The following is a 13,477-nucleotide window of genomic DNA, read 5'->3' on the forward strand; positions in this document are numbered from 1 at the left end:
TTTGGATATAGAGATTTGATGGTGATCGGGATTTGCCACTTTGGGACAGGTAGTTATCCGATTCATTGCTAAAGCCCAGTCAGCGCCTGGTTCTGCGCCATTATCTGGATCAAGAGTGAGGGCGGCTGATATTTATGTTACGAAAACTAATATGCCGATTGGCATACAGTAAATTATGCCGATCGGCAGACGACTCGTACTTTGGGTTTGCCTAATATGTTTGGCGTATGAGGGCTTTTGAAAAGCATTCTTGGATCAACAATTGAGGTAATTCCAGATGAATAGGTTAGCTACTAAACATAAGATATCCGGTCTCGTTGCTCTTTCTCTTGCTGTGTCTGCGGCTTTCTCTGCAAACGCCCATGCAGACATTTCTGAGGCAGATGTACTTGCTGCCCAAAAGGCGTGGGGGGATGCGGTTGTCATGCTTTCAGAACACTATGCTGAAGGCGGCATTGAAAAAGCTCGAAATTCGGCGAGAGAGGTTATCGATTCGGCCTATGGCTACACGATGGGCCCTGTTTTGTTTAAGCCGACACTGGCCGCTATTCCTCAGAACATTCGTCTGACAGCTGAAGGCGCATTAGCGTATTTCGTTGGTCACGACGAAGCCTTTCCAAATGACGGAGGTTTTGGCATCAAGGGTTGGGCTGCGGTTGAGTTTGAAAACGCAGCCATCCATCTCTCGGGCCCCGTAGCTATGTCCATGGGCAACGTTCATTTCACCCATAATGATGGCTCTGTTACAACTGTAGACAAGTCATTTGGTTACCAGCTGGATGACGCGGGCAATCTGCGCATCGTTCTTCATCACTCGTCACTGCCTTACGGCAATTGAGCCAGGCGCTTGTTACGTCCCGGAAATGAATTCCGGGACGTAACAGCGGATATGTTGCTCTGCTCTGGCGCCTCAGGACTGCCATGGCCCATGGGGCGACATATTCGGTGACTCGCCCAAGGACTTTAGTTGAAGGTAAAGGCGTCTCATTTCCAGCAGGTTCCACACGCGTAACACGACTTCCATATGGTCGAAGGGTTTGGTTAGGAAATCCGAGGCACCTAGCGACAACGCTTTGTAACGAGCTTCCTTGGTAATGTCCGCAGTGAGAACAACAACTGGAATCCAGTGCCCCTGCTCGCGCAAGTCATCTAGCAAACTTAATACTTCAAAACCATCAATATCAGGCATTCGCAAATCGAGTAAAATGATGTCAGGGCGAAATCCCTGGATAAGTGAAGAGACTCGGACAGCATCAACGGATGAAAGCACTTGTTCAAAGCCTTCTTTTGCAAACAGCTCTTCGAGCAACTCAAGATTTGCTGGTTCATCATCGATGATCAGCAGCTTGGATTGGCGAATATCGTCGAGAATCGCTGACATTAATGCATCTCCTTTAATAAAAGCCGAATTCGCATAGGCGTTGCGGGAGGAGCGAGCCATCGGATGTCGTTGTTTTGATCGCTCGGAGGAGGCTCTGGCGTGATGTGCAGCTGTTTTCCTGACCGCAGGCTGGGTGGCAGGTCCAGTCGAGCTGCTGGTATGTCTGTGATGAGAACAACATGAGTGTCTGGGAGTAACTCCGGCCAACATGGATCGGACACATGAATAACCTTGGCGTGAAACCGAGCTGCTAGCGTCTCAAACAGTATAGGGAGGTCCGGGCTTTCAATGGCGAGTACCCACGTCGTTTCAGGATAACGTTCCTCTTTGAGCAGTTTTGACTCCCTATCAGGCGGGCCATAGCTGTCTGAACCTCTGCCTCGTGAAGAACCATCAGCCGCCGGCAATCTGAGTACAAATTCACAGCCACCTTTGGTGGCCCGATGTTCTATGTGGCCGTTCATATTCGTTGCCAGAGAACGGCTGATGGCCAGCCCTAAACCGATGCCGTCAGTTTTGCTATCGAGGCGATTGAAGGGACAGAACAAGTCTTTCTCAAAGCCGGGCGTTATGCCTGGCCCGCAATCATGAACGACGATTTCATAATTCTCTCTACCAGAACTGCCTAACGGTCGCCAATTGACGGTGACCGCCGTCTTTTTCGGAGTGAATTTAATCGCGTTGTCCAAAAGATTGATGAGAATTTGTAGCAAGCATTTCGGATCAGCCAACACATAGCTTTTGTCGTCGTCCGAGATATTCAGTTTAACGGCTTTAGCTCTTGCTGCCTGGGAAACAAAATCTACTGCTGTGGTGACAATCTCTTTCAATGATACTGGTGTGATCTCTGTTGAGATGTTCCCGTTCTCGAATCGAGAAAGGGTCAGAAGATCGTTAACCAGCTCTAGGAGATGGCTGGCGCTGCGCCGAATGACACCCACATGCTGTAATTGGTCGCGTGTCAGTATGTTGTTGCCTAATAAGTCACTGAATCCGATTATGGCATTGAGAGGAGTTCTCAGTTCATGACTGGTGCGGGACAGGAAGTCGGTTTTCGCCTGGTTTGCATTTTCCGCAAGTAACTTCGCATATCTGAGCTCTTCAAGTCTTTTGTCCTGCATAAAACCTGTCTGTACCACTAGCTTGTCGAGTTCAGCCAGTTCGTCTTGATATTCACTCTGCCGCTCCTTCAAAGGGATGCCTCGACCAATGTTGGTCGCGTTATCTCGTATGCGGCGTATCCGTATTATCAGGTCTTGGGCGAAACTCTGAGAAAATAATACGGCAAGTGCTACAGCCACAACCAGGGTACTGAAAATGATCCACTGGCTATTTTTTCGCGCCCGTTGCAGGTCTTGCTGCAAAGCAAGAATGATTTGATTTTCACGGGTCTCCATCTCTTTGATGTGTTGGCGCAAACGATCAAGCAGTGCTTTGTTGTCCAGCGAGTAGGAGCGAATAGCGCCGCCATTTCCTTCCAGGTCCGGGCTTTTGAGTTGGGCGAGGTTAGCCAGCTTTACGGCAACGAGCGCGGATATGTCGAGCAGATTCTGGCGCTGCACTGGATCTTTCACATCTACCTCCAGCTGCCGCAGCGATTGCTTCAAAAGCTCTTCAGCCCGCTGGTAGGGTGCCAGGAATGCTTCATCCTGCGTCAGCAAATACCCTCGTACACCACTGGCAGCCTCGGCTAAAGCAGCGTGTGCCGCGTGAATCTGCCCGAGAACTCGTAAACCGCGCTGAAGTTCATCCTCTGCGTGCCGGTTGAAAGCAAGGACTTTCGCCATAACAAGGAGAACGATGGTCGCAACCAACAGTGGGATAATCAGCGAAGCCAAGCTGCGACGTCTCAGGCTCCACCCATGCCAATGCTTTTTGATAGTGGCTATCATCTTTAACAACCAGAGTTGCCCAACTTGGATTCCACCGCAAACGCAGCGGCTTGCGCTCGATCTTCAAGCTGAAGCTTCTTGAGAATACGCTCTACATGAGTTTTGACCGTTCCCGGTGCAATATCCAGAGTGGCGGCGATACGGGCGTTGCTCATGCCTCGTGGTAACAAGCTCATGACCTCTTTTTCGCGCGGTGATAGCAGCGATAATTCAGAGTGTTTGTGCCGAATCTTCTGGTTTGTTGGCGTGCTTGTGAAAATTAATTGGCCCGTCAATAGGCTTGCAAGAATCGACATTAGCTGTTGATCACGTTCTCCTGGAGCGGGTTGCGACTCAAAGCCGGCCAGTGCCAGTAAACCAATGACCGATCCCTGAAGAGTGATGGGGACGAGCCATTCGAATCCCGGGTTTGTGCAATAGAAGATCCAGGCACTTTCGGGCAGGTTCCGGAGGTAGGGCTTACATGGCCATTTCAGAAAGGGTGCGAGGTTGGCTTTTACGGCTTGCCTCGATGCGTTTATTGCTGCGCCACCGGTAGACGCCAGTGTACGTAACCTCCCGGATTGATAGGCAAACAGAGCAGCATGAGGAACGCCATAATGAATAACTACGGTTTCTAATAGCTTTGTGCAACTTTGTTCGTCCGGCGATTGAAGCAGCCCGGCACATATTCTCAAACATGAAAGTTGACGCTCAGATAGCCCCGTTGCCCTGTAGCCTGCCCTCAGGTCTGCGGCAGTCGAATTTGATTCAGACATTCAACGTCCTTCTGGAATCTATTGTCTGTTAGCCTAAATAATGCGGTCTTGTATGAGATTATGAAGTTGTGCTGTGTAAATTTATGTAGATCCTTCAGCGCCTGAGTGTCATGGAAGGTTGGCCCGCCAATGCTTCACTTTCACCTGATCCTTAACTGCATCGAGTATTTCCAGGACCAGATTTATCAACGCTTCTTGCTCCCTCTCCTCGGCACTTTTATTGTCTGGCTCGGGCAATAAGACGTTCACGATATCTTCAATGAACGCATGGTTTGAAGATGAAGCGAGGTCTTCCAGAATCTGGTGAATCACGTTTGCGACAATATCGCCAACGGCATTTTCCAGAGTGTCCTGTATGGTGGGGCCCACTACCGGCAGGTATTTCAGTCTTGAGAGTTCGAGGTTCTGGTTGAGAGCGTTGTCTACACGGTCTTCCAGGTACACCCGCAGGGCGCCCCGGTTGGGAATATAGCCGTGCTGCGCAGCCAGGGCGACGCGTTCCGATAACCAATCCGACAACATGGACCGTCTCGGGAACAGGATGTCAGTCTGGATCCGTTCAAACAGGGGCGAACCACGCTTTACCTCATCCTGAACGCCGCTCAGAACCTTTAGAACAATCCGGTCTGATAACTCTTCCATGAAGGCTTCATAGTAAAACGACACAAACTGGTACAACCGAGTGCTGGTGAAGTCGATGATCTTGTATTGGTGCAGGCGGTAGATGATCGAAATGATCCGCAACGCCCGCAGGAAGCGGAAGCCGCCAACGGGGATGCAGCCCACCAGATCGTACCAGTGTATGAACGGGTAGAAATACCAGCGGTCGTAGATCTTGGCTTTGACGGCGTATCCCCAGCGGACAAAAAACTCGGTCAGGAAGATGGAGACGAAGATCAGATCATAGAAAATAAACCGTTCATGGATCGGCTGGTAGATCGCATTGACGGCGGGGAGGCTTTCTTCCAGCAGGTTCTGAACCGCAACGAAACTGTATATCGAATCCCAGATGATAAAGGCCAGGTTGATGATCAGCAGGCCCAGCATCAGGAAATCGATAAGGAACCAGATCAACTGATGGCTGGACCGAAGGTTGTCGCGGTTAATCCTGAGCATCCGGGCTACCTGTCATTGGTCAGGGGCATTATATAAGTCCCTGACAGGTTAGCTTATTTCAGCTCGGAGGACGACTTTCCGAGTAATCGTCGGGCGATGATCAGCAGCTGGATCTGCTGGGTGCCTTCGAAAATATCGAGTATTTTGGAGTCCCTGGCCCATTTTTCGAGCAGTTCCGTTTCCTGGTACCCCAGTGAAGCACACAGCTCCACGCAGCGGAGCGTGATCTGGTTACCCACCCGGCCGGCCTTGGCTTTGGCCATGGAGGCTTCTTTGGAGTTGGGTTTGCCGTTGTCGGCCATCCAGGCGGCTCTGAGCGTCAGTAGCCTGGCGGCTTCCAGTTCCGCTTCCAGCAAATGCAGTTCCCGGACAGCGGCGGTGGTTGGCCAGCTCTGTTGTTGGTAGGTAAGGTTCAGTCCCGCTACCTTCAGAATTTCCTGAGTGCGCTCCAGGGCGGCCCGGGCCACTCCGATGGCCATTCCAGCGACCACCGGGCGGGTGTTGTCAAAGGTTTGCATGGCGCCGGCAAAACCCTTGTCCACGCTGATCTCGGGATCACCCAGCAGGTTTTCTTTCGGAACCCGGCAATTGTCAAAACGGATAGCGGCCGTGTCTGAGGCGCGGATACCCAGTTTCTTCTCCAGTCGCTCCACGGTCATTCCAGGCGTGCCTTTCTCCACCACGAACGATTTGATGGCGGCTCGGCCCAGGGATTTGTCGAGTGTGGCCCACACCACAACGGCATTGGCCCTCTCACCGGCGGTCACATAGATCTTTTCACCGTTGATAATATAGTGGTCGCCGTCTTTAGTGGCAGTTGTCCGAATGGCGGCGGAATCCGAACCGACACCGGGTTCGGTGATCGCCATGGCTGCCCAGGTCTTGCCAAACCGTTGAAGCTGTTGCTCGTTGGCAACGGCGGCAATTGCGGAGTTACCCAAACCCTGGCGAGGGATGGACAGAGCCAGGCCGACGTCGCCCCAGCAGAGTTCCGTGAGACCCAGAACGGTTTTCATGTTGGTGCCATTCTGGTTGCCGGTGCCAGTGTCTCCAGCGGACCGGGCCAGGCGGCCAGCCCCGGCACCACCATCGGCAGCGCCATCGTTCATGCCGTCCATGATGGATGCGAACATATCCAGTTCCTTGGGATAGGCGTGCTCGGCGCGGTCATAATATCGGGAAATCGGTCGGAAAACTTCCCGGGCCACCTGTTGGGCCTGATGAACAATCGGTGCAAACTTTCCAGGAATGTCGAGATTCATAGCGAATGTCCTTGATGTCAGGCGTGAACGCCGCCATGGTGAGTGGCGGTGGAGCGAAGATCCCGATACCAGCGCTCTACCGGGTGTTCTTTAACAAAACCGTGGCCACCGAGCAGTTGGACACCGTTGGTTCCAATTTCCATGCTTTTCTCATTGCACAGCAAGCGGGCCAGGCAGCTTTCCCGGTGGTAGCTTTGGCCGGTTTCGGCCCGGCTGGCGGCGCGCCAGGTGAGCATGCGCATACTGTCGGTCTCAATGGCCATATTGCTGATCATGAACGCCACCGATTGCCGGTGGCTGATAGGCTCGCCAAAGGCCTGGCGGTCGTTGCAGTAGGGAATGACATAGTCCAGTACCGCCTGTGACGTGCCTATGGCCAGGCCGCAGCGCATCAGGGCGGCTCTGTCGATGAAGGTCTGAAAGCAAAAATCGTCATCGCCGAGCAGTGCGTCGGACGGTACGTCCAGGTTGTCGAACCGGACCGAGGTGGCCGCCGCCGCGCGCAGCCCCATACCCGGGGTTTCCGCCATCGCCAGGTTTAGGCCAGCAGTTTCAATAATAAAAACCCGGGGTGTGCCATTGAGGACAGCCGAGACCAGCAACAACTCGCACTCGGCGCCTGCAATCACAAACGATTTTTCACCGTTAATCCGGTAGCCCTGATCGGTCTCGGTAGCCATGGTGGACGGTTGCATTGGGTCAAACAGCGGCGTTGGTTCGTCAATGGCGAGGCTGGCCACCGGCGGCGTATCCTCGCAGAAGGCTGGCAGATAGCGGGACTGTTGCTCGCCAGTGCCCCAGGAACTGATCGCCTGGGCAACGCTGAAGGGTGCCAGTAGCCGAATTGCCAGAGCCATATCGCCCCAGGCCAGTTGCTCAGCAATCAACACGCTGGTCACCGGCGACTGCTGTTCGGCCACCCCGCCAAATTCACTGGGTACCGCGTACATGGGCAAGCCAAGGGCAGCAGCCTCGTGTTTAACGGCCTCAGGCAATCGGCCCTGTTCGTCGGCCTCCTGGGCTGCGGGCCTGAGGACATCACGTGCCAGGCGTTTGAGGCTGTCGACAATCATTTGCTGGTCGTCGTCCAGGCTAAGGTCAAACAGGTCCCCTGGGGCCCCGGGTGGCAGTCGCTTCCGGGGCAGCCAGTTGCGAACCCGCTTGAACTCACGGCCCGCCAGGGCAATGGTCCGGAAACCGGTCCGAGTACCTTGGTATGCCGTGCGTTCAAGGGGAGATCTCAAGCCCAGTCGATCCAGTAAAGGGTTGCCGGATATCCGGTTCATGATCGAGAGTGCAAGTCCGATTGGATCCCTGGTCACGCTGAACTCCTGAGGTTGTCTGATTGATCACACCACGTGGAACCGAGCATGGCCCCGGAGGTCACAATGGCCATTGGCAGGCGCAGCATTCCCTTGTGGCATTGTGGTCAATTGTGATTTTGGCGCTCCAGTCGTAGAAGCGCGCATCCGCTATCGGTAAACTCACCCCCTTACTCAGGGATTCGTCAATCATCCAGGTGGAAAACCCAAACACTGCATGCTGTTAGCCCGATACCACATTCAAAGAATCCTGAAGCTGACCGGGCTTGCGGTGCTGTTGAGCGCGTCTGCCAGCCATGCCAGTCAGGTCAGGGTTGAGGTTGAGGGCGATCACAGTGACTTGAGAGACAATGCCCGGATTTTTGTGGGTGAGGTAGAGGGCCGCTCAGCTGATGGCCTGCGCCGTTACGCCTCCACGGCGATAGCCCAGGTTGAACAGGCCATTCGGGCCCTGGGGTACTACAATCCGGTGATCGCATTCGAAGTCACCGAAGATGCGGATGGGCTGGCCGAGCTGGTGTTGACGGTGGTACCGGGGGAGCCCGTACGCATTCGTTCCCGGTCAGTGCTGATCGAGGGGCCAGGCAGCGAGGACCCGGCACTGTTTGATCAGATTCCGAGAGAGCCAGCGGAAGGAGACGTGCTTCATCATGGCCGTTACAACACGCTGCGGCAGGCCATACAGAATCGGGCGCGACGTCTGGGTTACTTTGACGGTGAGTTTGTGACCCGCCGACTGGAAGTAGACCCGTCCGAGAATCAGGCAGATATTACCTTGCACTACCGTACCGGAGAGCGGTATCGCCTGGGCGCGGTTACCTTCCTGGAAGACCATGGTTTTGATGAAGGTTTACTGAACCAGTTTGTGACCTTTGAACCCGGCACACCTTTCCACGCCGATGAAGTGGCGAAGCTCAACAGCGATCTCTCCAACAGCGGTTACTTTTCCGGTGTCGATATTGATGCTTCACCGAACCGGGCAGAGGATGGTGTGATACCGGTGGATATTGGTCTTACCCCCAGGCCGCCCCGGTCGGTAGGCGCCGGTGTTGGCTTCTCAACAGACGTCGGCCCCCGGTTCCGCGGTAACTGGCGAGAGCATTACACCAACTCCATGGGTCATCGACGCGGGGCAGACACGGAGCTTTCGGAGCTACGGCAGAACGTCAGTGGATGGTATGAGCTCCCGCTGGACCCACCGATGACGGATTCTATTCGGTTTGGCACCGGTTATCAGCGAGAAAATATTGAGGATGTGGAGTCAGAGCGACTGACGCTCGGCCAGCAATGGCGGCACCAGCTGGATACCGGCTGGATGCAGGTGCTGTCCCTTCGATGGGAAGGCGAGCGCTTCAAAATTGGTGAAGATGAACGGGGCAACTCCAGCCTGTTGCTGCCGGGGCTCAGTTACTCCAAGCTCCAGGCCAACTCGCCCCTGGACCCGTCCCGGGGCTATCGATTGCAGCTTGATGTGACCGGTGCCCACCGGGCCATCATATCGGACGCAGACATCCTGCACGTGAATGTGCTGGCCAGGGGGCTGTATACCCTGGCTGATAATCACCGGTTCCTGACCCGGTTCAACTTTGGTGGGGTGGCGACCAACAGTTTTTCCGATGTGCCTCCCTCATTGCGCTTCTTTGCCGGTGGTGATCAGAGTGTTCGGGGCTATGGCTACGAAACCCTGTCGCCCCGTGATGACAACGGTGTAGCCGTTGGTGGTCGTTTTCAGCTGGTCGGTGGTGTCGAATATCAGCACGAGTTTGTCCGGAACTGGCGGGTGGCGGCGTTCGTCGACAAGGGCAACGCGGTGAACGATGTGTTTGACCGGCTGGCGACAGGTGCCGGCCTGGGGATTCGCTGGGTGAGCCCGGTCGGGCCGTTGCGCCTCGACGTGGCCAAGGGGTTGGACGAGGAGTTTGGCGGCGGCTGGCGTATTCACTTTTCCATGGGGCCAGAGCTGTGACCGATCATCCACCGGTGCCGCCAGAACAGGCTGAACGTCAGCCGGAGAAACACAAAAAGCCGCTGCGCCGGCAATGGTGGTTCTGGCTGTTGCTGGTCGTCGCATTGTTGCTGTTTTTGCCCCTGGTGCTGGTTGGGCTGATTTTGCTGGCCCTGCATACCGAAAAGGGTGCAGCCTGGACCATTGATCAGATTCCCGGGTTGCAGACCGAGGCCGACCGAGGTTCCCTGCTTGGCCAGTGGCAGGCCGACCGCCTTGAATGGCAGGGCTATGGCGTGGGTGTGGTGGTTGAGGCTCCGGAAGTAGACTGGTCTCCGACGTGTCTGTTCGAAAAAACCATCTGCCTGGATACGCTCAAGGCCGATCGGATTGCAGTGACCCTGCAGCCCTCTGAATCTGATGATGAACGTTCCGGTGATATCAGCCTTCCCAGGATTAACCTGCCGCTGGCAGTGGTGATCGGGGATGTTGCCTTGGGGCCGCTGACGTTCAATGACGGAGCCATCTGGGACCGGTTTGAGCTGCAATCCCGGGCCTCCGGTGCCAGCCTGGAGCTTGAACATGTGCTGTATCAGCTGGATGAGATACGGGTATCGGCGAGTGGTCGCGCTGACATGCGGCGGGATTGGCCCCTGGATATCGATGTTGACGTATCCTTGCCGCCGTCATCGGGAGACGACTGGCAGATCACCGTTAACCTGGGTGGCAGCGTCAGGGACTTGCGGTTGCGAGGTGCCAGTAAGGGTTATCTCAATGCGAATATACAGGGGCAGGTTCAGCCGCTGGAAAGCCGTCTGCCAGCGTCCATCAGACTCGAATCCGAGCGTTTTCTTGCCCATCATGATCTTCCGGAAACACTGACGCTGAAGAACTGGCGATTAACCCTTGACGGTTCCCTGGCCAACGGTTTCAGGACCCGCACCCAGGCGCTACTGCCGGGTACCGAGGGTGATATCCAGACGTCTATCCAGGGATTGGTCACCACAGAGAAGGTGACAGACCTGGTACTGTCCATGGCCGGCCCGGAAAGAGGGGGTGGTGAGCCACCCGGAACCCTGGAGGTGCAGGGCGAGGCCTCCTGGGCTGATGGCCTGGCCGCTGATGTGGGGCTGGCCCTGAATCGCTTCCCCTGGTACAGCCTGGTGCCGGGGCTGGACGAGCCTCCGGTTTCGCTCAACCGTCTGGCAGGTCGGGCAAGTTACCAGGAAGACCGCTACCAGGCGGATCTTGACGCGCAGGTTGCCGGTCCCCTTGGGGACGCCGAGCTGAAGGCCCGCCTTGATGGCGACACTCAGGCTGTCCGTATCACCCAGCTCGACATGACGACCGGAGCGGGTTCCCTGTCTGGTGAAGCCGAGCTCGATTTTTCTTCCCAGCTGGCTTGGAAAGCTGCCCTGGTTCTGGACCAGTTCAATCCGGGCTATTGGGTGCCTGTGCTGGAGTCCCGGTTGGACGGCAACGTAACCAGCGAAGGCCGGCTTCAGGACGACGCATTGCCCCGAATGTCGGCGGACTGGAATCTGCAGGGACGATGGCAGGGGAACGATGCTCGCGCCCGGGGCCAGTTGGCCATTGATGGTCGCGAATGGCAAGTGGATGATCTTGTGCTTGTCGTGGGTGAGAACCGTGTAGAAGGGCGGGGTCGTTACGGCAGCCAACTGGCAGGTGACTTGTCCATCCTGTTGCCTGAACCGGCGATGGTTGCCGAAGGCTTGGCTGGTGAACTGGAGGCCAGCCTGCAGTTTGCGGGCACCGTGGATGAACCCACCGCCGAGCTTGTCGTGGCTGGCCGCGGATTGAGCTGGCAGGATCTGTTGCAGATTGAGGCCGTGGATCTTGAGGCCAGTCTGGCCAAAGGCGGTGTGCTGGATGCAGCGCTGGAGATCAATGAGATTCGTGCTGCCGACCAACAGCTGGAGAGCGTATCCCTTCGCCTTGAAGGTACCCGGGATGAGCATCAGCTAACAGTCAATGCCAGCCACAGTGAGGCGACCCTGCTTGCCGTATTCGCCGGCGCCCTGGGTGAGAGCCTTGATGGCTGGCAGGGTGCCCTGAACCGTGGTGAAATCGACATACCCGGCCCGGGCCAGACGTGGCAACTGGAATCTCCCGCTGACCTTGCCTACACCGAAGAAGGCAAACTGAGCCTAGGCGCTCACTGCTGGCGCTGGCAGGACAGTTCTGTGTGCGCTGACGATCAGCAGCTATTGCCGGATGCCCACATCGCCTTCCAGATTCGCCAGTTTCCGACCACGGCCCTTGAACCACTGTTGCCTGATACCTTCCGATGGAGTGCGCACCTGGATGCCGACGTGGATCTGTCACTGACCGACGCAGGGCCGGATGGCAGAATCACACTGGATGCCGGTGAGGGAACCTTCGAATTCCTGGTGCTGGATGAGTGGGAAACCCTGGGTCATGAGCGTTTGATCGTTGATGCTCGTCTTCAGCCCAGCATCGCTGAGTTGTTAGTTGCCCTGCGAGGGCCGGAGCTGGGCGATTTTAATGCCGAGCTGGCGGTTGACCCGATGGCTGAAGAGCGACCGGTACAGGGCCGTTTCAGCCTGAACTCACTGGATCTGGCGTTTGCATCCGTCTTTGCCGGGGTGGAAGAGATTGGAGGTCAGGTTAACGGCCAAGGCGAAATTACCGGCCCATTGTTACGACCCATGATTCATGGCGAGCTGGCTCTTACGAGCGGTCGTTTTTACGATCCCGGCCTGCCACTACCACTGAACGATGTGGTTCTGGTGCTCGAGTTTCTCGGGGATTCCGCTGATATCAGCGGGCGCTGGAACAGTAACGACCGAAGTAGTGGGCAACTCTCGGGGATGGTCAATTGGCAGCAGGAGCCCGAGATTGAGCTGTCGATTGTTGGCGACAGGCTGCCGGTGAATGTCGAACCCTATGCCCGGGTTGAAGTCGGGCCAGACCTCACCATTGCTTTCCGCAGTGGTGAGCTCTCTGTGTCTGGACGGGTGGAAGTACCCCGTGGTGAGATCGAGATCAAGGGGCTTCCGGAGTCAGCGGTTTCTATCTCCGAAGATGAGGTGATTGTCGGAGTTGAAACCGAGGAGCCGACCATCCGGCGAATGGTGATGGACGTGACTGTGGTGGTGGGTGAAGACCGGGTAGCGTTTGATGCTTTCGGTGTGACCGGGAATCTCGAGGGGACCCTGCGGATTGGCAACGACATGGATACCCGGGGTGCGCTTCAACTGGTGAATGGTCAATACCAGGCATTTGGGCAGGATCTGGAACTGCGGCGAGCGAGAATCCTGTTTGTTGGTGCCCTGACGGAACCCTACCTGGACATAGAGGCAGTGCGCAGAGTAGACACTGTTGTTGCCGGTATCCGGCTTAGCGGCCCCGTGAACGCCCCTGAAACCGAGGTATTCTCAGAACCCTCCATGCCCCAAAGCGATGCGCTGTCCTACATTATTCTGGGCCGCCCGCCTCAAAGCCGCGGTGACGACGGGCAGATGGCGCAGGCTGCTCTGTCGCTGGGGCTGACCCAGGCAAGCCGTCTGACCCAGGGTGTTGGAGACGAGCTGGGCATTCGCAATCTCACCCTGGAAACTGCGGGCTCCGGAGATGAAGCCTCGGTGGTGGCCAGCGGATACATAACCGATGAGTTGAGCCTGAGGTACGGCGTCGGGATATTCGAACCGATCACCACGGTCGCACTGCGTTATGATCTGGGCCGGTATTTCTATCTGGAGGCGGCCAGTGGCCTGGCCGCCTCGTTGGATATCTTCTACACCCGGGATTTCTGATCGA

Annotated in this window: 9 protein-coding genes; 3 read left to right on the forward strand and 6 right to left on the reverse strand. The window is 56.0% G+C overall.

The genetic code is table 11. From position 1 onward, the window contains the following. Positions 1–277: 277 nt before the first annotated feature. Entirely contained in the window at positions 278–838 is a 561-nt protein-coding gene (locus tag ACTZWX_RS00005) for a hypothetical protein (protein ID WP_444712214.1), read from the forward strand. Positions 839–910: 72 nt separating this feature from the next. On the opposite strand, the gene ACTZWX_RS00010 is transcribed toward ACTZWX_RS00005, so the two are convergent. The 6 genes from ACTZWX_RS00010 to ACTZWX_RS00035 form a co-directional block, all read right to left on the reverse strand. Further along, the gene (locus ACTZWX_RS00010) at positions 911–1,381 is read right to left on the reverse strand and encodes a response regulator (protein ID WP_444712215.1); all 471 of its coding nucleotides are present in this window, start codon (positions 1,379–1,381) and stop codon (positions 911–913) included. After that, positions 1,381–3,219, reverse strand: a complete 1,839-nt coding sequence (locus ACTZWX_RS00015) for a sensor histidine kinase (RefSeq protein WP_444712216.1) — start codon at positions 3,217–3,219, stop codon at positions 1,381–1,383. Before ACTZWX_RS00015 ends, ACTZWX_RS00010 begins: the two co-directional genes overlap by 1 nt. 56 nt (positions 3,220–3,275) lie before the next feature. Next, complete coding sequence (locus ACTZWX_RS00020) at positions 3,276–4,031, reverse strand: response regulator transcription factor (RefSeq protein WP_444712217.1); 756 nt, start codon at positions 4,029–4,031, stop codon at positions 3,276–3,278. 108 nt (positions 4,032–4,139) lie between these two features. After that, positions 4,140–5,147, reverse strand: coding sequence for a hypothetical protein (locus ACTZWX_RS00025; RefSeq protein ID WP_444712218.1), 1,008 nt, complete (start codon positions 5,145–5,147; stop codon positions 4,140–4,142). A gap of 53 nt (positions 5,148–5,200) precedes the next feature. Then, positions 5,201–6,409 (reverse strand): acyl-CoA dehydrogenase family protein, encoded by a 1,209-nt coding sequence (locus ACTZWX_RS00030; RefSeq protein ID WP_444712219.1) that lies wholly within the window; start codon positions 6,407–6,409, stop codon positions 5,201–5,203. A gap of 17 nt (positions 6,410–6,426) precedes the next feature. Next, positions 6,427–7,731 (reverse strand): acyl-CoA dehydrogenase family protein, encoded by a 1,305-nt coding sequence (locus ACTZWX_RS00035; RefSeq protein WP_444712220.1) that lies wholly within the window; start codon positions 7,729–7,731, stop codon positions 6,427–6,429. Between the two features lie 217 nt (positions 7,732–7,948). Between ACTZWX_RS00035 and ACTZWX_RS00040 the strand changes: the two genes are divergently transcribed. After that, positions 7,949–9,697: an autotransporter assembly complex protein TamA gene (locus tag ACTZWX_RS00040; RefSeq protein ID WP_444712221.1), complete on the forward strand. Its 1,749-nt coding sequence runs from the start codon at positions 7,949–7,951 to the stop codon at positions 9,695–9,697. Then, positions 9,694–13,473 carry a translocation/assembly module TamB domain-containing protein gene (locus tag ACTZWX_RS00045; RefSeq protein WP_444712222.1) on the forward strand — a complete coding sequence of 1,260 codons (3,780 nt, stop codon included), beginning with the start codon at positions 9,694–9,696 and terminating at the stop codon, positions 13,471–13,473. The genes ACTZWX_RS00040 and ACTZWX_RS00045 overlap by 4 nt, the downstream gene beginning before the upstream one ends. The last annotated feature ends 4 nt before the right edge of the window (positions 13,474–13,477 follow it).

It is taken from the genome of Marinobacter sp. NSM, assembly GCF_052380025.1.
Lineage (GTDB): Bacteria > Pseudomonadota > Gammaproteobacteria > Pseudomonadales > Oleiphilaceae > Marinobacter.

Coding starts and splice junctions, on each gene's coding strand:
- ACTZWX_RS00005 (WP_444712214.1), top strand. CDS start 278: ATGAATAGGTTAGCTACTAAACATAAGATATCCGGTCTCGTTGCTCTT.
- ACTZWX_RS00010 (WP_444712215.1), bottom strand. CDS start 1,381: ATGTCAGCGATTCTCGACGATATTCGCCAATCCAAGCTGCTGATCATC.
- ACTZWX_RS00020 (WP_444712217.1), bottom strand. CDS start 4,031: ATGTCTGAATCAAATTCGACTGCCGCAGACCTGAGGGCAGGCTACAGG.
- ACTZWX_RS00025 (WP_444712218.1), bottom strand. CDS start 5,147: ATGCTCAGGATTAACCGCGACAACCTTCGGTCCAGCCATCAGTTGATC.
- ACTZWX_RS00030 (WP_444712219.1), bottom strand. CDS start 6,409: ATGAATCTCGACATTCCTGGAAAGTTTGCACCGATTGTTCATCAGGCC.
- ACTZWX_RS00040 (WP_444712221.1), top strand. CDS start 7,949: ATGCTGTTAGCCCGATACCACATTCAAAGAATCCTGAAGCTGACCGGG.